16 protein-coding genes are annotated in these 24,129 nt (G+C 42.5%); 15 read left to right on the top strand and 1 reads right to left on the bottom strand.

Annotated elements, in window-relative coordinates; translation table 11 throughout:
* Positions 1-73: 73 nt before the first annotated feature.
* The 15 genes from C1721_RS15175 (at position 74) to C1721_RS15105 (ending at position 23,070) form a co-directional block, all read left to right on the top strand.
* Entirely contained in the window at positions 74-2,707 is a 2,634-nt protein-coding gene (locus C1721_RS15175; protein WP_102409029.1) for a family 78 glycoside hydrolase catalytic domain, read from the top strand.
* Positions 2,708-2,742: 35 nt separating this feature from the next.
* The gene (locus C1721_RS15170) at positions 2,743-4,941 is read left to right on the top strand and encodes an alpha-L-rhamnosidase-related protein (protein ID WP_102409028.1); all 2,199 of its coding nucleotides are present in this window, start codon (positions 2,743-2,745) and stop codon (positions 4,939-4,941) included.
* A gap of 199 nt (positions 4,942-5,140) precedes the next feature.
* On the top strand, positions 5,141-6,106 hold the full coding sequence (locus C1721_RS15165) for a DNA/RNA non-specific endonuclease (RefSeq protein WP_102409027.1): 966 nt from the start codon (positions 5,141-5,143) through the stop codon (positions 6,104-6,106).
* Between the two features lie 67 nt (positions 6,107-6,173).
* Entirely contained in the window at positions 6,174-7,226 is a 1,053-nt protein-coding gene (locus tag C1721_RS15160; protein ID WP_102409560.1) for an efflux RND transporter periplasmic adaptor subunit, read from the top strand.
* Positions 7,227-7,236: 10 nt separating this feature from the next.
* Positions 7,237-10,278, top strand: coding sequence for an efflux RND transporter permease subunit (locus C1721_RS15155; protein ID WP_102409026.1), 3,042 nt, complete (start codon positions 7,237-7,239; stop codon positions 10,276-10,278).
* 5 nt (positions 10,279-10,283) lie between these two features.
* Entirely contained in the window at positions 10,284-11,576 is a 1,293-nt protein-coding gene (locus tag C1721_RS15150; RefSeq protein WP_102409025.1) for a TolC family protein, read from the top strand.
* Between the two features lie 363 nt (positions 11,577-11,939).
* Positions 11,940-13,157, top strand: a complete 1,218-nt coding sequence (locus tag C1721_RS15145) for a 6-bladed beta-propeller (protein ID WP_102409024.1) — start codon at positions 11,940-11,942, stop codon at positions 13,155-13,157.
* Between the two features lie 160 nt (positions 13,158-13,317).
* A complete protein-coding gene (locus C1721_RS15140; RefSeq protein ID WP_102409023.1) occupies positions 13,318-14,619 on the top strand; it encodes a phenylacetate--CoA ligase family protein in 1,302 nt (433 codons plus the stop codon).
* A gap of 21 nt (positions 14,620-14,640) precedes the next feature.
* Positions 14,641-15,066 (top strand): amino acid-binding protein, encoded by a 426-nt coding sequence (locus C1721_RS15135; protein WP_102409022.1) that lies wholly within the window; start codon positions 14,641-14,643, stop codon positions 15,064-15,066.
* A 66-nt stretch (positions 15,067-15,132) separates the two neighbouring features.
* Positions 15,133-15,942 (top strand): outer membrane protein assembly factor BamD, encoded by an 810-nt coding sequence (locus C1721_RS15130; protein WP_102409021.1) that lies wholly within the window; start codon positions 15,133-15,135, stop codon positions 15,940-15,942.
* A 24-nt stretch (positions 15,943-15,966) separates the two neighbouring features.
* Positions 15,967-16,299, top strand: coding sequence for a DNA-directed RNA polymerase subunit omega (locus C1721_RS15125; protein WP_102409020.1), 333 nt, complete (start codon positions 15,967-15,969; stop codon positions 16,297-16,299).
* A gap of 74 nt (positions 16,300-16,373) precedes the next feature.
* Entirely contained in the window at positions 16,374-16,841 is a 468-nt protein-coding gene (locus C1721_RS15120) for a DUF4293 domain-containing protein (protein WP_102409019.1), read from the top strand.
* 242 nt (positions 16,842-17,083) lie between these two features.
* Positions 17,084-20,254, top strand: coding sequence for a SusC/RagA family TonB-linked outer membrane protein (locus tag C1721_RS15115; RefSeq protein WP_102409018.1), 3,171 nt, complete (start codon positions 17,084-17,086; stop codon positions 20,252-20,254).
* Between the two features lie 35 nt (positions 20,255-20,289).
* Entirely contained in the window at positions 20,290-22,203 is a 1,914-nt protein-coding gene (locus C1721_RS15110) for a SusD/RagB family nutrient-binding outer membrane lipoprotein (RefSeq protein WP_102409017.1), read from the top strand.
* Positions 22,204-22,329: 126 nt separating this feature from the next.
* Positions 22,330-23,070: a hypothetical protein gene (locus C1721_RS15105; protein WP_159063600.1), complete on the top strand. Its 741-nt coding sequence runs from the start codon at positions 22,330-22,332 to the stop codon at positions 23,068-23,070.
* 57 nt (positions 23,071-23,127) lie between these two features.
* Here C1721_RS15105 and fabD read toward each other — a convergent pair whose 3' ends face one another.
* On the bottom strand, positions 23,128-24,009 hold the full coding sequence (fabD, locus tag C1721_RS15100; protein ID WP_102409015.1) for an ACP S-malonyltransferase: 882 nt from the start codon (positions 24,007-24,009) through the stop codon (positions 23,128-23,130).
* Positions 24,010-24,129 lie beyond the last annotated feature (120 nt).

Below are 24,129 nucleotides of genomic sequence, written 5' to 3'. Positions count from 1 at the left end.
AAAGCATTACCGCTATAGCGGTAAGAGCGTTACCGGAAATACATCAAAATAAACCATTAAATAACACTATAATATGAAGCGATACTTGATTTATGCGTCCGTGCTGACAGCCTTGTTGCTGACAGCCTGTAAAGGGCCGAACGAACAGACCGTTCCGGTAAACCTGCGTACCGAATATCTTACAGAACCCATCGGGCTGGACACCGATTCGCCCCGCTTTACGTGGGAATATGACGGCAATGAAGAAGGCTTTATGCCCTCGCGTGCCGAAGTAACGGTCTCTACCTCGCCCGATATGCGGCAAGACCCCGTGAAGCTCGTTGTGCAAAACGGAATGGACGAGGGCCTTCCTTCCTGCGCCGATAAACTCGCCCTGACGCCCTTTACCCGTTACTACTGGACGGTTACCGTATGGGATGCCGGCGGCCACCGGTGCAAAACCTCCGACGTGGCTACCTTTGAGACGGGATATATGCAGACTGCCAATCATCCGGCTACGTGGATAACCGACAATCACGACAAGGAGTTTGAACCTGCGCCTCTGTTCCGCAAGACTTTCAGCGTGAAGAAGAACGTCCGGCAGGCACGCCTCTACGTAGCCTCCGCCGGATACCATGAACTGTTTGTAAACGGCAGCCGGGTAGGCCGCAATTATCTGGACCCCGGATATACTCACTTCGATAAACGCATCCTGTATGTGACGCACGACGTAACCGGTTTGCTGCGTGACGGAGATAATGCCCTTGGCGCCGTGCTGGGCAACGGCTGGTACAACGTGCAGTCCGTTGCTGTGTGGGACTTTGAGAAGGCACGCTGGCGCGACCGTCCGCGGATGAGCTGCGAACTGCGGATCACCTATGCCGATGGCTCTGTAGAATCTGTCGTTACCGACAACTCCTGGCGCACGGCTACCGGGCCTTATACCTACAACGACATCTACAGTGGAGACATGTTTGACGCTACGTTGGAGGCAAAGGGCTGGAAAGAAGCCGGATTCGACGACAGCGGTTGGCAGCCTGCCAAACTCACCACTTCTCCGGCTCCGCTCGTAGTGGCCCAGCAAATGCCTCCCATCCAGGTTACTGCCGAGCTTAGCCCTGTCAATATGAAATCCTTCGGCAGCAAGCTCTATGTCTTCTCGTTCGACAAAAATATGACCGGCCTCTGCCGCCTCAACGTAAAGGGCGAACGCGGAACCCGCATCACCATGAAGCATGGCGAGATTCTGCGGGAAGACGGCCGGCTGGAACAGGGTAACATCAACATTTATTATCATCCCGTCAAGCCTTACGAGATATTCCAGACCGATGTCTATACCCTCAGCGGCGACCCCGACGGCGAGGTGTACACACCATCTTTCTCTTACCACGGTTTCCAATACGTGGAGGTGGAGAGCAGCAAACCGGTTACACTCACCACCGAAAGCCTCACGGCATTGCAGATACACACCAACGTCACTCCGGTAGGTACTTTCCGGTGCTCCAACCCGATGCTGAATAAGCTGTGGGACGCTACGATGCTGGCTTATGTGAACAATCTGCACAGTATTCCTACCGACTGTCCGCAACGCGAGAAGAACGGGTGGACTGCGGACGCCCATGCTGCCATAGACCTTGCCTTGCTGGGATTTGACGGAATCACCGTCTACGAGAAGTGGATGAACGACTTTATCGACAACCAGCGCGACGGTATAGGCGACATCTCCGGTATCATCCCTTCCAGCAGTTGGGGATATGGTGACTGGCCTGGTCCGGTTTGGGACGCTGCCCTGTTTATCATCCCCCAGGCTCTGTATAATTACTATGGAACAACCCGTAGTATCCAGCAATTATATCCTTCCATGGAACGCTATCTGGAGTATCTGAAGACGAAGGAGACGCCGGACGGAACTCTCAGCAACGGCATTGGCGACTGGGTGTTCTGGAAAACGCAGACCAACACGGAGTATACCTCTACGGCTTACTATTACCTGGATAACGTCTTGATGGCACACTTTGCCGGATTGACGGGTAAAGACGCTTCGCCTTACCAAAAGAAGGCGGAGGTGCTGAAAGGGATCATTAACAAGAAGTTCTTCAATGCCGAAACCGGAGAATATGCGGGTGGAACGCAGGCTGCCCAGGGTGTTGCCCTGTATCTGGGCTTTGTGCCGGAAGGGAAAGAGGCGTTGGTGGCTAAAGTTTTGCGTGACAAAGTAGCGGTCAACGATCACTTCCTAGACTTCGGCTTGTTGGGCAGCAAGACCGTCCCGGCTATGCTTACCCGCTATGGATATGTGGAGGACGCTATGAAGATGTTGCTGAAAACCGATGCCCCATCGTGGGGATACTGGATAGAGAAGAAAGGATATACTACTTTGCCGGAGACGTGGACTATGAATGACAAGTTTGCCGACGCCTCGCTGAACCATGTGTTCCTTGGAGATGTCTCTGCCTGGATGATGAATGCTTTGGCCGGAATCAATTACGACCCGTCTGCTCCGGGGTTCAACCGTATACTTATCACTCCTCATTTTGTGAATGATCTGGACTGGGTGAAAGGAAGCTATCATTCCGTGCGCGGTTTGATTACGAGCGAATGGCGTACCGAAGGAAGCCTGGTTACGCTGACTGTTACCGTGCCGTCAGGCTGTACGGCCGAAGTTCGCGTAGGAAATAGCACGGATGTATTGCAAGGCGGTACGCATATATTGCAATACTCGCGGTAATACGGTTGGTGAAATGAACTTATAAAAACAGGGTTATGAATAAGCTGAAACAATATTTACTGATGCTGGCCGCCGGTCTTTCCATTTCGGCCGGAGCATCCGGTGTTTCCGGAAAATGGCAGGCGCAATGGATCAGTACCGAGAAATGCCAGAGTGCCAGCAATACCTGGCTTGCTTACCGTAAATCGTTTACGGTAGGTGAAGTGCCGCCCGTTCTCAGTGCGAGGATTGCCGTAGATTCCAAGTACTGGCTATGGATCAATGATGAGTTGGTAGTTTTCGAGGGCGGCCTTAAACGCGGGCCGGCTCCTCATGCTACCTATTATGATGTGGTGGATATAGCTCCTTATCTTGCGCAAGGGGAGAATACGATAGCCGTTTTGTTATGGCACTTCGGGAAAGACGGGTTCAGCCATACCAATAGCGGAAAGGCGGGATTGTTGTTTGAAGCGGTAGGCGATGGCGTCCGTTTGCTTTCGGATGATACGTGGCAGTGTACTCTTTATGATGCGTATCAGAATACGGAAGCTCCGCATCCGAATTATCGCTTGCCGGAAAGTAATATCCGCTTTGACGCACGACTGATGATGAAGGACTGGAACAGGAAGAGCTTCGAGGGCTCGCTACCGGCGGCACAAGTAGTGCTTGGCGCTTGGGAGACAATGGGCAGCCTGGTGGAGCGCCCTATCCCGCAGTGGAAGAATAGCGGGTTGCTGCCTTATCCGGATGTTCGCTGCTCGGCGGATGGGGATACGTTGTTTTGCCGTCTTCCTTATAATGCGCAGGTAACTCCTTATTTACGGGTGAATGCGGATGCGGGCAAAATGATCCGGATCATTACCGATAACTATACGGGAGGAACGGAGAATAACGTGCGTGCCGAATACATTACCACTGACGGCGTGCAGGAATATGAGAGCCTGGGATGGATGAATGGACACGAAGTACGCTATATCGTACCCGAAGGGGTGGAGGTGATGGAGGTGAAGTATCGTGAAACAGGCTATGATGCCGACATTGCCGGGCTTTTCCACTGCAACGACGACTTCCTTAACGAACTCTGGAAACGTAGTGCCCGTACTCTATACATAACCATGCGTGACAGCTATATGGATTGCCCCGACCGTGAGCGTGCCCAATGGTGGGGTGACGAAGTGAATGAGCTTGGCGAAACGTTTTATGCGCTTTCCCCCAGCGGACAGAAGTTGGCCTTGAAAGGTATATATGAATTGATGAACTGGCAGAAGGAGGACGGGGTTCTGTTCGCGCCTGTTCCTGCCGGCAATTGGGATAGAGAATTGCCTTTGCAGATGTTGGCTTCTGTAGGTTGGTATGGATTTCATACGCAATACTATTACAGTGGCGATAGCAGTTTTGTGCCGGTTATATACGACCGTTTGCATCGCTATCTGCACGAAGTATGGCAAACGGATGCCAATGGGTTGCCAATAGAACGCAACGGCGGATGGAGTTGGGGTGATTGGGGCGAGAATATCGACATGGGTGTGCTTACAAACTGTTGGTATTATCTGGCTCTGAAAGCGGAGAAAGCATTTGCTTTGCAGTTGGGTAAAGTTGGTGATGCCGAAGAAATAGGGCGCATGATGTACAGTATCGAGAAGTGTTTTAATACGAAGTATTGGACAGGTGCGGAATATCGCTCTCCCGGCTATAAAGGTGCTACCGACGACCGTTCGCAAGCGATGGCGGTTGTATCCGGGCTTGCCTCTGCCGATAAATACAAGCCTTTGCTGAAAGTCCTTGAAAAGGAGTATCATGCCAGTCCGTATATGGAGAAATACGTTCTTGAAGCGCTGTTTATGATGGATCAGCCTGAGTTTGCATTGAATCGGATGAAGACGAGGTATAAGAAGATGATGAGTTATCCGTATTCTACCCTGTTTGAGGGATGGAGAGTTGGTTCTGATGGCTTTGGAGGAGGCACTATCAATCATGCGTGGAGCGGAGGACCTCTCACTCTCCTTAGTCAAAAAGTATGTGGCATAGAACCTACATCTCCGGGCTTTCGCACATTTAAGATTGAACCAAAACTCGGTTCGCTGTGGGAAGCGAAGGCTGTTGTCCCCACACATTATGGTGACATCAAGGTGAATATCCAAAGAAAAGGGAAATCGTTGTCTCTTGTGGTTGAAGTACCGGAAGAGACTTCTGTCGAGGTGTTACTTCCCGGCAAAAAGGCAATACAGCTTCAAGCCGGTATTCATACATTATAGATAATTGTTACCGCTTTTGTCAGTAGAAAAGCGGCAACAATCGCTCTGTAAACTTTGAAAATGAATAGATAATAGCTACTTTTTATCATAAAGCGGACACGTTTTATAATAATCCAAACCAATACATTTTGTGTAATATATTGCACAGCTCTTTTCGTTTATCTATTTTTGCACACGTCTATTAGTGGTAAATAGTTGAATGGCAAAAAGAAAAACTTCTTCCCGTAAACGGAGAAAGAAAGGACATAAAACATCTTTATTTGTATCTTCGTTGAAACACTTACTTATTTGGGTGAGTGTTATTGTGGTTTGCGCACTAATATTCTTATATTCTTATAACTATCTTTTCCCGATAAAGCAGCAGGAAACTTCTTCCCCGAAACAGTCGGAGGTAGTTGTCGTTCCATCTCAAAAGCAAACTCAAAAACAGACTCAAAAGCAAACCGCAGCTTCCGTAACTTCATTTAAAATTCCTGCCAATGCTGAGATTCCCCGTTTGCGGACAAAGCGAGCGGAGCAAGTTATCAAACATGAGGGATATACTGTTTCCTATAATTCGGATTACCGTATAGCTAATTGGGTAGCTTACGAACTTACTGCTGAGGAGGCAAAAAGCAAAAAGGCGGTCCGTTCTAATAAATTTGTTCCTGATCCTTTGGTGAAAGGTGCTTCGGCTACGAATGAAGACTATACGCGTACCGGATATGACCGGGGACATCTAGCTCCGGCAGGTGATATGAAATGGTCGGCTAAAGCAATGCGCGAGTCTTTTTATTTCAGTAATATATGCCCTCAAAAGCCAGGACTGAATAGAGGTATTTGGAAAGAACTGGAGGAACAAAGCCGCCTTTGGGCGATGGACACTGGTAGTTTATTGATTGTAACAGGACCGGTTATTTCAGATGATTTGAAACGTATGGGTAAGAACAGGGTTGCAGTACCGAAATTGTTTTATAAAGTAATATGTACGAAATGGAATAATAAGCTCGAAGGTATTGCGTTCCTTTTCAGTAATAAGGATTATAAAGAAACTCCTCTTCGTTCGATGGCGATACCTGTCGATAGTGTAGAGAAAGTAACAGGTATCGACTTTTTCCCTTCTCTTCCGGATGATATAGAGAAACGGATGGAGTCACGGGTAGATTGGGATCAATGGTCTTTTTGATCGCAACAATCGTTTTAAACAGAATGTTGTACTATAGAATATAATAAACAATAAAACATAAATGGCAATGAAAGGAATTTTTATCCCCCTTCTAGTATTGGTGACATTGATGGTTTCTTGTAGCCAACCACCGGTAAAGGAACAGGGTCCGAGACCGGTAAAGTTGACGGAAGTAACATCTCTGAACGTCGTGGAAAAGTCTTTTAGTGGAGTTGTGTCTCCCGACCAGTTCAGTGATTTAGCATTTAAGATGTCAGGGCCGCTTATTTCGCTGAACGTGGAAGAAGGGCAAAAAGTTCGTACGGGGCAAGTTGTGGCAGAGATAGATCCTCAAGATTTTAAATGGGAATATGAAGCAAAGAAAGCTTCTTTCCAAACAGCCGAAGCTCAGTTGAACCGTGCGGAAAAGTTGCTTTCCAAACAAGCAATATCCAAACAGGAATATGAATCTACGGAAGCATCCTATTCAAATGCTAAAGCTGCCTTTGAATATGCTCAAAACCAATTATCTCAAACAAAGTTACGCGCTCCTTTTGATGGATTTATTCAGAAAAAGTACGTAGAGAATTATCAGAAGGTTCAGGCCGGACAAGGTATCGTTTGTTTGATTAATCCTAACAAATTACAGATTCAATATACAATGCCGGAGACGAACGTAATCTATTTTTCTAATCCGTATCAGATTTTTGTAGAGTTTGACAATTATAAAGGCATCCGTTTTAAAGCAAAGGTAAAGGAATATGTGGAAGCTTCGCCTGATGGCTCTGGAGTTCCTGTATTTTTGTATATCGACGATCCTGAATTTAATCTCAGTAAATATAAAGTGGCAGTCGGATTCTCTTGCCGTGTCATTCTTCATATTGAAAGTGAAAGCTTTAATCAGGGAGCTGTTCTTATTCCTATATCAGCAATAGTGGCCGCAGATGAGAGCGACAGCAAATATGTTTTCGTATATAATAGTCAATCACAAACGGTTGAACGTCGCGAAATAGTGGAGGCCGAACTGGTAGGTAAAGACAATGTTGTTGTTATCAACGGATTGAAGGCTGGCGACCAGGTCGTTTCAGCAGGTGCAACCCGCTTGGAGAATGGTCAACAAGTAAGAGTATTAACGGATTAAGCAGAAGAAAATGAATATACCAAAATATTCTTTGGAGAATAAAAAGATAATCTATTTCTTCTTGGCAGTGTTGCTTATAGGAGGAATATATTCTTTTTTTAAGCTCCCTAAAAAGGAGGATTCTCCTTTCGTAATTAAGCAAGCGGTTCTGGTTACGCAATATCCCGGAGCTACTCCTTTGGAAGTTGAAAAACTGATAACAGAACCGATTGAACGCGAAATTCAATCCATGTCGGATGTTTTCCAGATAAAGTCTGAGTCTTATTTCGGAATGTCCAAAATTTCGATAGAATTAAAGCCTACGCTGGCACCGGATTATATGCCGGTAAAATGGGATGAGTTGCGGCGTAAGGTCGCTAATATCCAGCCTCGTCTGCCGAGTGGAGCTTCGGCTATTAATGTGAGTGATGACTTTGGTGATGTGTTTGGTATCTATTATGCCCTTACGGCAGACGAAGGATTTACCTATGATGATATGCGGGACTGGGCACAGAAGATAAAAACAGAATTGACGCCGATTCCCGGTGTGCAGAAAGTATATTTATATGGTGAACAGACGCAGGTTGTGAATGTCCGTATCTCTGTTCCTAAACTGGCCAATCTGGGAATTGATCCTAACGCAATCCAACAGGTGTTGCAAACGCAGAATTTACTGGTTAATACAGGTGAAATACTAACAGGTACTTATCAACTTCGTGTTCGTGCTGAAGGTACTTATAAGAATATTCAGGACATTCGTGACCAGTTGATTGTAACGAAGAACGGGAGTGAGGTTCGTTTAGGCGATATAGCTATTGTAGAACGCGGATACATGGATCCTCCTTCCAACCTGATGAGAGTGGATGGTAAGCGAGCGATTGGTATCGGTGTGGCTACAGGTGCGAAGGATGATGTTGTAGCCGTTGGAAATCTGGTATCAGACCATCTTAAAGAAATGGAGCAGTTATTTCCGATAGGAATGGAGCTGAAAACCATATACCCTGAAAACAAAATTGCGGATGAAGCTAATAACGGATTTATCCTGAACTTAATAGAGTCATTATTGATCGTTATTGTGATCATCTTTCTGGTGATGGGATCGCGGGCAGGTATGCTTGTGGGTAGTTCGTTATTGTTTTCGGTAGGAGGAACGTTGCTGATCATGCTTATCTGGGGTGTGGGACTAAATCGTACATCGTTGGCCGCATTCATTATTGCCATGGGTATGTTGGTGGATAATGCAATTGTTGTAACGGATAACGCACAGATTGGTATTAAGCGGGGATTACCCCGTTACCAGGCATTGATTGACGGTGCTATTAAACCTCAGTGGGCATTGCTTGGTGCTACATTTATTGCGGTATGTTCTTTTTTACCGATGTATTTGGCACCTGCATCTGTGGCGGAAATTGTAAAACCGTTGTTTATAGTGCTGGCTGTGTCGCTGGGTTTAAGCTGGATATTAGCTTTGACACAAACAACGACATTTGGCAATTTCATACTGAAAGAGGCCAAACCGGGAGAAGCCAAAGATCCGTACGATACTAAACTGTATCATAAGTTTGAGAAAGTATTAGGGCGTTTAATCAAACGTAGATATATAACGTTGACTACTGTTGTGGCTACTTTGTTCCTTTCATTGGTTATAATGGGACTTATGCCGCAGAGCTTCTTCCCGATTATGAATAAGCCTTATTTCCGTGCCGACTTAATTTTCCCGGAAGGCTATGGTATTGATGATGTGGAAAGGAATGTTTTGAAGATTGAAGACTATCTGAAATCGAACGAGAATATCAAATCATATTCGTTTACGTTGGGAGGATCACCGGTTCGTTATTATCTGGCAAGTTCTTCTGTTGGTCCGAAGCCTAATTTTGCAAATGTTTTGATAGAAACAAAGAATGCTAAAGATGCTCAGGCCGAAGAAAGTAAGTTTTACGACTACATGGTTGCTAATTATCCGGATATATTGACCCGTTCAGCTTTGTTTGCTCTGTCTCCGGTTCCGGATGCAGCAATAGAAATAGGTTTTGTGGGCGACAATATAGATACGTTGGTTGCTTTAACGCAACGGACAGAGGCGATAGCCCGCAAGTATGATAAGGTAATGGAAATTCGTAACAGTTGGGGAAATAAAGTGCCGGTGTGGAAACCTATGTATTCACAAGAGAAAGGATTGCGCTTGGGTATTACAAGACAACAGGTGGCTTATTCCTTGCGTTCGGCTACGAATGGCGTCCCTTTGGGTGAATACAGAGAGAATGACGTATTTATGCCTATCCTTTTGAAAGATGCCGATAGGGATTCGATGAACCTGAATGATATTAAGACGCTTCCTGTTTATAGTGCGAAAGGACGTTCTGTTAAGGTAGAGCAGGTAATTGATGATTTCTCATTGGATTATGAATTTAATGTAATAAGACGTTATAACCGCCAGCGTTATATGATGATGCAATGTGAGCCTAAACGTGGAGCAAACACAATGGCTGCGTTCAGTCATTTGTGGGAGGAAGTACAGAAAGAAGTACAAGTGCCCGACGGATATAAATTACAATATTTTGGTGAGCAGTCGGAACAGGATAAAGGTAATAAGGCAATCGCCGCTAATATTCCATTGATGTTTGGTTTGATTTATGTCACATTGCTGTTCTTGTTCCCTAAATTCTATCGAAAGCCAGTGTTGATTATGTGCATGTTGCCATTGATCTTTATTGGCGTTGTATTAGGGTTGTTAGTTTTTGGCAAGTCGTTGGACTTCTTTGCGATGCTGGGTTTATTAGGATTGATTGGTATGAATATTAAAAATGCCATTGTGCTTGTAGATGAGATAGGCCTCCAACTGAATAGCGGATTAGCTCCGGTAAATGCGGTTGTTGAGGCAACTAAAACCCGTATTGTACCTGTAACAATGGCTTCGGGTACTACAATATTAGGTATGCTTCCTTTGCTTGGCGACGCTATGTTTGCCGGGATGGCTGCTACGATTATGGGAGGTTTGTTTGTCTCTACAATCCTGACAATCTTTGTGCTCCCTGTAACCTATTGTATATTCTTTAAGATTAAATCAGAATAAGTAATATGAGAAATAAGATAATAATAATTTTTCTCTTGTTGGGAGCGCTTTTTGCCAAAGCACAGGATAATCAGCTCTCGGTTGAGGAATATAAGCAGCGCGTACTGGAATATAGCCGTCAAATCAAACAAAGCAGTGAAGAACGGGTTGCCATGCAGCAAGCTATAAAAGCGGCAAAGACCGCCTTTTTCCCGGCTTTTGATTTCTCCGGAAGCTATCAGTACCGTATTAATAAATATGATTTGGACTTTGGTCCGGGTATGGCCGTTGAGATGGATCACAACACCTATAGCTTGGGTGCAACTGTTAATCAGCCTGTTTACGCGGGAGGACAGATTTATAATAACTATAAAGCTGCCCAGGTACAAGGAGAAATAGCGGAACAGGCGGAGGAATTAACTACTGATAATATTATCTATTCTGCTGACTTGAATTATTGGTCGGCAGCGGCACGTAAAGGTATGTATGAGGTCATGTGCCAATATGTTGACATTGTTCAGCAATTGGAGAACGTATTGACAATTCGTTTTAATGATGGCCAGATAAGTAAAACCGATTTGTTACAAGTTCAGTCTCGCTTAAAAGAAGCTGAATTGAATAAGAGTTCCGCTTATAAAGATTATCAGATTGCATTGCAGAATTTAAATGTTTTAATGGGTATATCTCCAATGGCTCCGGTAGAAATAGCGGATTCTATTACAATGTATCAGATGTTGCCGTTGCAAGTAGGGGAGGACGTGGCTTTGCGTAATCGTCCGGATTATACGATTTCTCAATTGAACATTGAATACCAAAAGAGACAGATTAATTTGTCGAAAGCAAAATATAACCCGACGTTAGCTGTCGGATTCCAGGGGACTTGGGGAACGTCCATGTTGAATGTAAAAGGTTCGGATCAATTATGGACGCCTGCTGTATTCGCTTCTTTGAAAATCCCATTGTTTCATTGGGGAGCGCGTTTTAAGGAAGTTAATTCTCAGAAAGCCCTTCTTCGCAGTAGAGAATATGCTTTAGATGACACACGGGACCAGATTTCCAAAGAAGTGGCTAATGCCTGGACAAGCTTGACAGAGAATACAAAACAAATATCTGTAGCTGAGGAAGCATGCAAAATAGCCGAAGAAAACCTGGATTTAAACACTTTCAGCTATAATGAAGGTAAGTTGCCTATCTTGGATGTACTTTCTGCCCAACTCTCGTGGATACAGTCTTACAGTAGCCTGATCCAGACTTGGTATCAGCAGAAAGCCTCTTTGGCCCAGTATAATAAGGCTATCGGTATCCGCAGGATACAGTAGTAAGGAAGGTTAAATAGTATTATACAGGAAGCGGCTATCGGATTTCATTGTCCGATAGCCGCTTTTTATGTAAATACATGTTCCATTTTGTTTCATGCCGGTGAAACTTTTGTTCCATCGTGATGAAACACTTGTTCCTCCGGCATGAAACACTTGTTCCTCCAGCATGGAACATTTGTTCCTTCGGCATGAAACTTTTTTCTTGTCATTTGTACTTAGCCGAAACGAAGGGAACTTTTTACTAACCAATGCTATCTATACGTTCAATTCATATACTGACGAAATATTCGTATTTTATTTGTTTAGTTGAATTTATATTGCTTTATTTGTGATAAAGTATATAATCTAAATAAATATTGAGCCATGAGAAACGTGTTGTTTTTAAGCGTCTTGATGATTAATCTGTTAGGACTGACCGGTTGCTTGAATCGGTCCGGAAAAGTTTCCGAACGGGCAATACCTGTTATGAATATGGATGTTTCCTATCCGCAAAAAGAATTTGCGTTACAAGATTTAGGGAAGGTTCGTTATATCCGTATGGATACTACGGAGAATGCCTTGCTGGATGATGGGATGCGTTTGTCGCCTTCGGCAAATGGATTCATTTTTTATAATCCTTTTTCGGGAAGCGTGGTTGGCTATGACAAGGACGGGCATCTTATTTGTAATTTCAACCACAAAGGACAAGGTGCCAATGAGTATGCAAATATTAATAAGCTGGCGTATGATGAAGAAAACGGAAAGATTTATATTCTTCCATATGGTACGAAAGTGAATATATTGGCATTTGATTTACAGGGAAAATGCGTGCAGAGTTTTTCAACGCCGGATACGCTGATTGCTACAGATATGGCTCTTTTTAATTCGGAATCATTGTTGGTATGGGATACGAAGAACTTTAATGTGATAAAAGAGGGGAAAATCAGTAAGCTGGCAGAAGCTCTTCCGGATCCGAACCCATATCCTTTTGTTTTCCTGAATACAAAAGACGGCGCTTTGGACTCCCGTTTATCTAAAGCCTATCCGGAGCATTTTCGTTTACTTGTTTTTACTATACAGGATGGAGCGCCTTTTGTTATGATGGCACACACCAATACGATTGTGCCTTCTAATAATGGCTTTCTGCTGAATGACTTCGTGTCAGATACGGTTTTTTGGTTATCCAAAGACAAAGAAGTGAAACCTGTCTTTACGCATACTCCTTCACTCCATACAAACATACCCAAAAGAAATGTTTGTGAAGTTTGGGCAATGTCTTCCCGTTTTATGTTGATTAATGTAATATCCCTTAATTTGGAAGAGGCAAGTACTCAGACCGGGTTAAAAACGGCATGGTATCTTTGGGATTCAAACGAGCAGAGTTTTACACAATGTACGTTTTATAATGCGGATTTTAAAAAAGCAGGAGAAACATTACGTCCTACTGCCGTATCCGGAGATAAGTTATATTTCAGATATTTCCCAAGTGAACTGCTTGAGGCATCAGAAAAGCAATCCTTAAAGGGAGAACTTGAAACCTTAACGCATTCGTTGGATGAAGATGATAATATGATTTTGATGGAAGTGTCTTTATCTGATTAAGTCTTTTAAATCTTTTTATCCGCATCCCTTCGTTTTCATGTATGAATGTTTTTGTTAGGAAATAGGAATCTATTTAAAAAAAGTTGTTACTTTGTGGGCGTTTAAACTGTTAACTTTATAAATATAACGAGCATATTCTAACAAAAAAATATTTGATACCATGATTTGGAATGAGACGATTGAATGCATGGACCGTGAGGAGATGCGGAAATTACAAAGCATCCGGTTGAAACGGGTAGTTGAACACGTTTATCATAATTCTCCTTTTTATCGCAAAAAAATGCAGGAGATGGGAATTACCCCGGATGATGTTCAATCAATTGACGATATAACAAAACTTCCTTTTACCGTAAAACAAGACCTTCGTGATAACTATCCTTTCGGATTAATGGCGGTACCGATGTCCGAAATTGTCCGTCTGCATGCTTCTTCCGGAACAACGGGAAAACCTATTGTAGTAGGATATACCCGTAAGGACCTTTCTATCTGGGCAGAAGCAGTTGCCCGTTGTTTTACAGCCTATGGTTTGACAAAGAATGATTCCGTTCAGGTTTCTTATGGCTATGGATTATTTACGGGAGGCTTGGGTGCACATGCCGGCGTGGAGAATATAGGAGGGACTGTTATTCCGATGAGTAGTGGTAATACGCAAAAACAGATTCAGTTGATGCACGACTTTGGTGCCAAAGGATTGGCCTGTACTCCGTCTTATGCCCTTTATCTGGCTGAAACAATACATGAATCGGGTATTCCGTTGGAAGAATTCAGCTTGAGAGTAGGCGCTTTTGGTGCTGAACCCTGGACGGAAAATATGCGTAAAGAGCTGCAAGAAAAGCTGAATATAAAAGCTTATGATATATATGGTTTGACAGAAATATGTGGCCCTGGCGTAGGTGGTGAATGCGAATGTCAGAACGGCACTCATTTATGGGAAGATCATTTCTTTCCTGAGATTGTAGACCCTAAGACTTTACAGCCTGTAGAACCCGGTCAGGTGGGAGAATTGGTATTTACTACACTTACAAAAGAAGGCATGCCGATGATCCGCTATCGTACGAGAGACCTTACTTCATTGACCTATGAAAAATGTGCATGTGGGCGTACTGCTGTGAGAATGAGCCGCATATTAGGACGAAGCGATGATATGCTGATTATTCGTGGCGTAAATGTTTTCCCATCTCAGGTAGAATCCGTAATTTTGGAACTTCCGGAGTTCGAGCCGCATTATCTGATAGTTGTGGATCGTGTAAACAATACAGATACTTTCCAGATACAAGTGGAAGTGCGCCAGGAGTATTATTCGGATGAAATCAATAAAATGATTGCTCTGAAGAAGAAAATTGCAAGCCGTATGCAAAGTGTGATAGGTTTGCAACCCGATATAAAGATTGTAGAACCACGTAGTATTGAACGAAGCATGGGTAAAGCCAAGCACGTGATAGACAATCGAAAATTAGTTTAAATCTCTAAAGATTAAAGTGCTATGTTAATTAAACAGTTATCTATTTTCTTGGAGAACAAGAAAGGCCGTTTTACGGAAGTGGCAAAAATATTAGGAGAAGCAGGTATAAATATGTCAGCTTTTACGGTAGCGGAAAATTCCGATTTCGGAATCCTTCGTCTGATCGTATCGGATACGGATAAGGCTATTAAAGTGTTGCGGGACAAATTATATGCCGTAAGTATAGCGGAAGTGGTTTGCTTGCATTGTCCTAATCAGCCCGGAGCATTGGCCAGAGCGATGGATATTATTACATCGGCCGGTATTTTTATAGAATACATGTATGCTTTTTCACAGGGAGACGCGGCAAATGTTATTATTCGCCCGGACAATGTAGAGAAGTGTGCAGAGGTGCTGAAAGCTAATAAACTGGAGCTGATTGCCGCCAGTGATTTATATAAGTTATAAATATTAACGTTTTGCGTTTCGTTTATTTGCCAGGAAGCACTAACTTTGCGCGCTAAAAGTATGTGAATGAAAAAGGTTGTATTTTTATTGATGATGATGACCGTCTTGTTATCTTCTTGCGGAGAGTATAATAAGATATTGAAAAGTACAGATTATGAGTTGAAGTATTCTTATGCCAAGAAATATTTCAATGCAAAGCAATATTCAAAGTCTGCTACTTTGTTGGAGGAACTGGTTACAATCTTTAAAGGAACGGCTTATGCCGAAGAATCCTTGTATTTGTTGGCACAAAGCTATTACGGCCAGAAAGATTATCAAACAGCTTCGCAATATTTTGAGACTTACTATACGACTTATCCGAAAGGTGAATATACCGAATTGGCACGGTATTATTCCGGATATGGCTTGTATCAGGACTCTCCGGACCCCCGGTTGGACCAGTCTCAAACGTATAAGGCTATTGAGCAGTTGCAGCTTTACTTAGAGTATTATCCTCAAAGCGAACGTGCTGCCGAAGCACAGAAAATAATGTTCGAGTTGCAGGAAAAACTGGCTTATAAGGAATTAATGGCTGCTAAATTGTATTATAATTTGGGTACTTATATGGGCAATAACTATCAATCATGTGTGATCACTTCACAAAATGCGTTGAAAGATTATCCATATTCAAAGTATCGTGAAGAATTTATGTATTTAATACTTCGTTCAAAGTATGAGTTGGCATTAGTCAGCATAGATGAAAAATTACAAGGACGTTATCGTGAAGTGGTGGACGAGTATTATAATTACATAAACGAATATCCGGAAGGGCAATATCTGAAACAAGTTCAAAGGTTTTACGACTATGCCAACAAGCGGATATCAAATGCGTATTAATGAATTTAATCAATAAAACGAAGTATGGATTACAGAAAATCAAATGCTCCTACGAATACAGTTACCCGCGACATGATGAAATTGTCGGAAGATACAGGTAATGTGTACGAATCAGTGATGGTAATTGCTAAGCGGGCTAATCAGATTAGTGTTGAAATGAAACAGGATCTGGAAAAGAAACTTCAGGAGTTTGCTTCTTATAACGATAACTTGGAGGAAGTTTTTGAAAACAGAGAACAGATTGAAATTTCACGTTATTATGAAAAGCTTCCGAAAGCTACCTTGATTGCTGCTCAGGAGTATGAAGAAGGTAAAGTGTATTATAAGAACCCTGCTAAAGAAAAAAATAACTTCTGATAAGAAATTAATATTACAGGTAACATGTAGGCTGACCCGAAAAGAGTCAGCCTTTCCATTTAAAATACATAATTATGTTACAAAGGATACAAACCGTTTATTTACTTATTATTGTAGCGTTAACTATTGCTACACTCTTCCTGCCATTGGCAGTACTTCAATATGGTGGCCAATTGTTGTCTTTTGATGCGACAGGACTAAGTACAATGACTGCTCAACCGGAATTAATATACCCTGCGTGGGGACTTTTTATTCTGACAGCTGTAATTGCTATAATTGCATTGGTTACTATTTTCTTATTCAGAAAACGGGTTTTGCAGATTCGTTTATGTATCTTCAATGCTTTGCTAATGCTAGGTTTCTATGCTTTATTAGCCTTTTTTGCCTGGACTATCAAAAATCAATTAGGAGGAGGAGAGGTGAGTATGACTGTCAAAATTGCTCTTTCTTTTCCGATTATAAACCTTATTCTGGATTATCTGGCTATTCGTAATATCGGAGCGGATGAAGCATTAGTTCGTTCTTTAGATAGATTGAGATAAAAAGAAGAGCTCTGAAAAGAGCTGTCTTTTGAGTCGCAAAGTCCCGTCTTAACATTTTAAAGGTCTATTCTTTTGAAGTGTTAAGACGGGATTTTTATGTTCAAGAGACTGTTCGTTCTCTGTTGAATGTTATTGAGGTTTATGTTAAAGTCAGAACATCTCTCTTGTTTTTATGTTTATAAGGAATAAAAGACATTGCTTTACGCCAAAGCGTCTAATAATTTAAACAAAAAGCATTAGTTATGTTGAAAAAATTCAGACCTGTCAGCCTGATTCTTCTCATGGGTATAGCATTGAGTTTCTCAGGAAGTTTATATGCAAATCCCGAGACGGAAAATCCGGTAATTGACATTTCCCAACAGAATGGAAAAGTATCGGGAACAGTAGAAGATGCTCTAGGACCGGTAACCGGGGCGTCTGTTATTATTAAAGGGACAACAAATGGTACTATTACCGATCTGGATGGTAATTTTACCCTTGAAGGAGTGAAGAAAGGCGATATTATTCAAATTTCTTTTATCGGTTATATTACACAGGATATTCCGTATACGGGACAATCTACTATCAAGGTAGACCTTGTAGAAGATACACAAAAGCTGGATGAAGTGGTTGTGACTGCTCTTGGTATGAAGCGTGATAAGAAAGCGTTGGGTTATGCCATGCAGGAGTTGAAAGGTGACGACTTGATTGCTTCACGTGAACCGAATCTGGCGAACTCATTGTCCGGTAAAGTTTCTGGTTTACAGATAGTCCGGTCTAGTAATGGGGTAGGTGGTTCTTCAAAGATTGTGCTACGTGGTAATAATTCTTTGACAGGCAGTAACCAACCGCTAATTGTTGTAGACGGAACTCCTATGGATAACTTTACAGGTGGGGTAGATGACGTTTGGGGAAACTCGGGAGCTGATATGGGTAACGGTTTATCTGATATTAACCCTGAGGATATTGAATCAATGACAGTACTTAAAGGTGCTTCTGCTGCCGCTTTATATGGTTCGAGAGCCGGTAACGGTGTAATTTTGATTACCACTAAATCTGGTCGTAAGACAGAAGGGGTGGGAATTACGGTAAATGCCGGAATTACGGCCGAGACAATTTTCCTTAAACCTCATATGCAAGATAACTTCGGACAAGGCTCTGTAAATGTTTATGATAATCAATCCCGTTTGAGTTGGGGACCTAAAGCCGACGGACAGATGGTGACAGATTGGCTTGGTCGTGAAGTTCCTTTACATACATATGATAATATTGATGCCTTCTTCCGTACCGGAACTTCTTTTAATGAAGGCGTCAGTTTCCAGCAAGACATTAACGGAACTTCTGTTTTTACCTCTATCAATCGTTCGGATGATGCCAGTATTACCCCGGAATCGAAGCTGAACAAGACGAACATTACGGTTCGTGCTACTACTTTTCTGGACAAAGACAAAAAATGGAAAGCAGATGCCAAGGTGAATTACATCAATATGAATGCTCATAACAGACCGATTCAGGGCGTTAACCCGTCTAATGCCTTTAACACAATCTATAATCTTCCCCGTTCACTGAACATAAAAGAGTTTGAGAACTGTGTAGATGAGAACGGTAATATGATTTGGTATGACGCATCCAAGAATCCTCAGGAAAATCCATATTGGGTAACTAAATATCGCCAGAATGAAGATACGCGTAATCGTTTATTGGGAAATGTCTCTTTGAAATATGCTCCGACTGATTGGTTCGATATAGAATTAAGAGGCGGTACTGACTATTATACAACAACTAAGAATGAGAAAGTGTATGCCGGTGGTAATACATCTCCGCGCGGTCTTTACTCAGAAGGTTCTGAAACGTTTTATGAAAACAACTTCAGTTTTCTTGCCACGGCTCGTAAAGATAATTTGATTAATCGGTTAGGCGGCTTTATAACTTTCGGCGGAAACCTGATGCAACAGCAACGTAATAAGATGAATGCAAGTGCGGGAGAATTACTAGTTCCTGATTTGTTTTCACTGAATAATGGCGTTAACAAACCAACGGTAACCTCTGAATTGATTCGTCGTAAGATGAATTCCCTTTACGGTTCATTGCAATTAAATTGGGACGGATATTTATTCTTGGATGTAACTGCCCGTAACGACTGGTCGTCGACAATGAGCAAAGCAAACCGTTCCTATTTTTATCCGTCGGTAAGTTTATCGGCTGTGATCTCCGACATGTTGCCAAAACTGGGCAGTCAGATGCCGGACTGGTTCTCGTTTGCTAAGGTGCGTGCATCTTATGCCGAAGTAGGTAATGACCTGGACCCGTACCAGCTTTATAATTATTTCTCCGTAAGTAAAGATCCGAATGGTAACAATATGGCTAAACCAGGTAAAGTCCTGTTCGATTCTAATGTGAGAAGTGAGTTAATTAAGTCATGGGAGGCCGGTTTTGATATTCGTTTCTTCAACAATCGTTTGGGATTGGATGCAGCTTGGTATAAATCCAATGCAACCCGCCAGTTACTTGATCTTCCGATGGACCCGTTTTCCGGATATAGTTCGCGAAAAGTGAATGCCGGTAATATACAGAATGAAGGTGTGGAACTTTCGTTAAACGGCGCTATTTTCGATAATCCCAGAGGCTTCAACTGGAATGCTACGGCACAGTTCTCTTTGAACCGTAATAAAATTATTGACCTCTATCCGGGTGTTACGTTGTACGACATCAAGACGTTTGATGCTATACAGATAGTTGCTGTGCAAGGAAGCCTTTATGGTGATATTTACGGACAGACCTTTCAACGTGTAACAGATAAAAATAGTCCTCACTATGGAAAGATTGTTGTTGGTGATGACGGTCTTCCGCTTATTTCAACCGACAAGAGCAAGGTGGGTAACCAGAATCCCGATTGGATGCTTGGTCTTACCAATAGCTTTGCTTATAAAGGATTTAACCTGAGTTTTTTGATTGATTTCCGTATTGGCGGTGATCTTTATTCGGCAACAGCTTCGGGACTATATACCCGTGGTAATGCAGAAGGTACGGTTGTTAATGGGGATCGTCAGCCTTTTGTCGTTCCGAACAGTGTGATGCAGAAAGGTAACGGATATGTAGAAAATAATGTACAGGTAACACCTCAGAACTATTGGGAACGTATTGGTTCTACCGGGAATTATGGTTTGCCGGAAATGTACACTTATGATGCAACCAATGTTCGTTTACGTAACATTACATTCGGATATGAGTTCGATCGGCAGATGTTGAAAAAGACTCCTTTCCAACGCGTCCGTTTGTCGGCAACCTGTAATAATGTGTGGATGATACATTATAATCTGCCGGGCATTGATCCTGAATCAGTAGCCGCAACGAATACGAATGCTACCGGTTTTGAAAATGGTGCGGCGCCAACGAGTCGTTCTTATACGTTTAATGTAACGATAGGTTTCTAATGTAAAAGATGTAAATATAATATAGGTATAAGATTATGAAGACAAAAAATATATTATTAACCGGAATTCTTGCCATTGCAGGCTTATCTTCCTGTAACGATTTTGCAGAAATAAATGAAGATCCTAATCTGGTAGGTGAAGACAAGGTTAAACCAGAATGGTTTCTGAACGCTTCGGTTATCGGGGCGCAAATGAATCCGGAAATAGCCGAACGTATGTTTATATTGACATGGAATCGAGCTTCACGTTTCAACAGAGGAAGCGGATTTACGTTGGGAACAGATAATAATGACTATATAACCCTTTACTTAAGCAACGATTATGCCGTTAATTGGCTGAACGATGTGACTAAAGCCATAGAACTTGGTGAAAAGAAAATTGTGGAAGGGGAAGCCGGTCAATATCCATACTATAAGAATGTAGTTCAGATGGCGCGTATTTGGCGTGCTTATTTAAATTCGGAAGTGGCAGATGGCTTCGGGCCTATTCCAGCCTTATCTGCTTTTTCGGGAGTTCCGGCCTCGTATGATAGTGTGGAGTCTATTTACGGGTTTATATTGTCTGAATTAAAAGAAGCAGAGGCTGCTCTTGATCCGTCAATTGATATGTCTCCAATGGCAAATGAAGATGCTTTTTATGCCGGGAATGTAAATGCGTGGAAAAAGTATGCCAATTCATTACGTCTGCGTTTTGCCATGCGTGTTTCCGATGTATATCCGGAGGCTCGTGCGGAATTTGAAGATGCGGCCTCCAAATCCTTTATTTCCGAACAGGCTGATATTGCATCTGTTCAGGAGAAAGACGGCTGGGATGAATTAACAAGCGTGATGTCGCGTCCATGGAACGGACAGGCTATGTCTGTTACATTTAAAAACTTGGTGGTCGGACTGGGTGGAATAGAATTTCCGTTGCCCGACTCATTGAAGAGCCATCTGAAGAACCCGCATGACTATCTGGGACTTTATCTGAATCTGCATTTTCCTTTGACAACAAACGATCCTTGTGCCGGTTTCTATTTTGACGGCATCCCTCAGTATGTGGATCCGCGTGCCCCGAAAATGTTTAGCGTAGTTGGCTACGACGACGGTGTTGTTTATTCAGATTATATCGGGGCGGCTTCGGAAGTTACTCCTGTAGGTTTACTTAATCCAGATAATACTACGGAAACGATGCTTACCATCAATCCTAAATATACTTGGACTACATGGGTGGCAGGAGAATGGGATACAAAGGCCGGTCTGGTTAGTTCTTTAACAGGAAAGAATTACAATTATCCGTCAATCGCCAAGCAATATCGTATGAGTACCAATAAACGCGTGTTCTTCGGGCCATGGGAGAGTTATTTCCTGATTGCTGAGGCGGCTGTGAAGGGCTGGAATGTGCCGGGAACAGCTAAGTCCAATTATGAACAAGGCGTTACGGCCAGCTTCACGTATCATGGTTTGGCAAATGAAGTAAGCCAATATCTGGCTTCTACTGATTATAATCGTGTAGGGACTTCCGTTAACTTTGACCATACTGCCGAAGCACGGCCTTATACTATCAATTATGTTGATCCTTATACGAAACAGAATAAAACGATGACGTATACTTATCCGAAAAATACCATTTACAGGAGCGGTGCTTATAATAATGATGCGTTGACTAAAATTATTACACAGAAGTATATAGCACAAGTTCCCTGGTTGCCGGAGGAAGCGTGGAGCGATCATCGCCGTTTAGGATTGCCGTTTTTTGAGAATCAGGCAGTGGAAAAGGATTATAATCCTTTAAATCAGGTACCGTTGACTGTGGCAACATCCAAAGAATGCCGATTGGAGTTTTATCCGAAACGTTACCGTTATCCGGCTAATATCCAAACGAATAATCAGGAAGGTTATCAGCAGGCTTTGAAATTGCTGGGTGGTCCGGATCTGACATCTACATCACTGTGGTGGAATATGAAATAGTATATATAATCCATTTGATATGAAAATAATGCCGGACGTTTGAAAAATGTCTGGCATTGTTTTTTATCTTTGCTGGCATTTTAGGCATAAGTTTATATGGAAGAAAATAAAAAACTCTACTCTTTGATGGCAATAACAGTTGCAACCTTTTTCGGTGGTCCTCTTGCTGCCAGTATTTTGATCCGTAAGAATTGTATAGTATTGGGACGGGAGCAACAGGGGACTTACTCATTAGTACTTGGTGTTATTTTTAGTATTATTATTTTTTGTGGTATTTTCTTGATACCCGAACCTGTTATTGATAAGATTCCTAATGCTTTAATACCTATAACCTATACGGCTATTATTTGTTTGATTGTAGAAAAAATGCAGGGAAAGGAATTGACTGCTCACAAGGAGACAAACGGAGAATTCTTTTCTAATTGGCGGGCTGCGGGAGTAGGTGCTGTTTGTTGTGTTATAATCTTTGCCGTATTGATAGGCGGATTATATTTAGGAGAGAAAGACTGGGATGAAGATCAATATAATGTAAAGATCGAACAATTTGATCAAAATGATGCTTTGGCGTTCAGGCTTTATGATATTCTGGATAAGAAACCGAAAAAGAAGATAATTGAATATATAGAAACAGTCAGTATCCCTAAATTGCAAGAGAATATAAATTTATTGGGAGAAATGGATGCCATACAGGATATACCAACCGAATATCAGGACTATAATAATTTATTACGTGAATATTGTCAGGTTCGTCTTGAAATGTATAAGCTGATAGCTAAAATAGTGGATGAGGAGACCGAGGCATATGATGCGGAACTTGAAAAACTGGGACAACGCCTGAACGAAATCATGAGTAGAATGAATAAATAAAAAAAGGTTGGAGATTCGGTCTCCAACCTTTTTGGTATATAACAGGTATTGTTATTTTTATTGCATGCCTTCGGTAGTTACATCTTTATTGATTTTCTTAACCAATCCCTGAAGAACAGCTCCCGGACCGAGTTCGATGAAGTGGTCTGCACCGTCGGCAATCATATTCTGAACGCTTTGTGTCCAGCGAACCGGAGCTGTCAGTTGGGCAATCAGGTTAGCCTTGATTGTTTCAGGATCTGTTTCTCCTTTCGTGCTTACGTTTTGGTAAACCGGACAAGCAGGTTTATGGATTGGAGTTGCCTCAATAGCAGCCGCCAGTTCAGCACGGGCAGGTTCCATCAATGGAGAGTGGAATGCTCCACCTACTTTTAATTTTAAAGCGCGTTTAGCTCCGGCGGCCAAAAGTTTCTCGCAAGCGGCGTCGATGCCGGGTATAGAACCGGAGATAACCAACTGTCCCGGACAATTATAGTTCGCACAAACTACTACTTCGTCTTTAATGTTTGCACATATCTCTTCTACGGTTGCATCCGGCAGAGCCAATACGGCGGCCATTGTAGAAGGAGTTGCCTCGCATGCTTTCTGCATAGCCATGGCACGTTTGGAAACCAATACTAAACCATCTTCAAAAGACAATGCTCCGGCAGTAACCAAAGCTGAAAATTCTCCTAAGGAATGTCCGGCTGTCATGTCCGGTTTGAACTGATCTCCTAATGTTTTTGCTAAAATGATAGAATGTAAAAATATGGCAGGTTGTGTAACTTTTGTTTGTCTCAAGTCTTCATCAGTTCCTGCAAACATCAAATCCGTGATGCGGAATCCGAGGATTTCATTGGCCTTTTCAAACATCTCTTTTGCAAGGGAATTACTATCGTAAAGGTCTTTTCCCATTCCGACAAATTGTGCACCCTGACCGGGAAATACATACGCTTTCATCTTTCTAATTGTTTTCTAATTTTACTTTTTTAAGATGCTGCAAAGGTAATAAATTTGGAATAATAGGTCTACTATTCATTACAAATAGTATCTTTGTCCCGTGTTGAAGGTGAAATATTA

It is taken from the genome of Parabacteroides bouchesdurhonensis, from assembly GCF_900186615.1.
Taxonomy (GTDB): Bacteria; Bacteroidota; Bacteroidia; order Bacteroidales; family Tannerellaceae; genus Parabacteroides; species Parabacteroides bouchesdurhonensis.
Note: the sequence above shows the minus strand (reverse complement) of the source record. Positions and strands in the feature narration are given on the sequence as shown.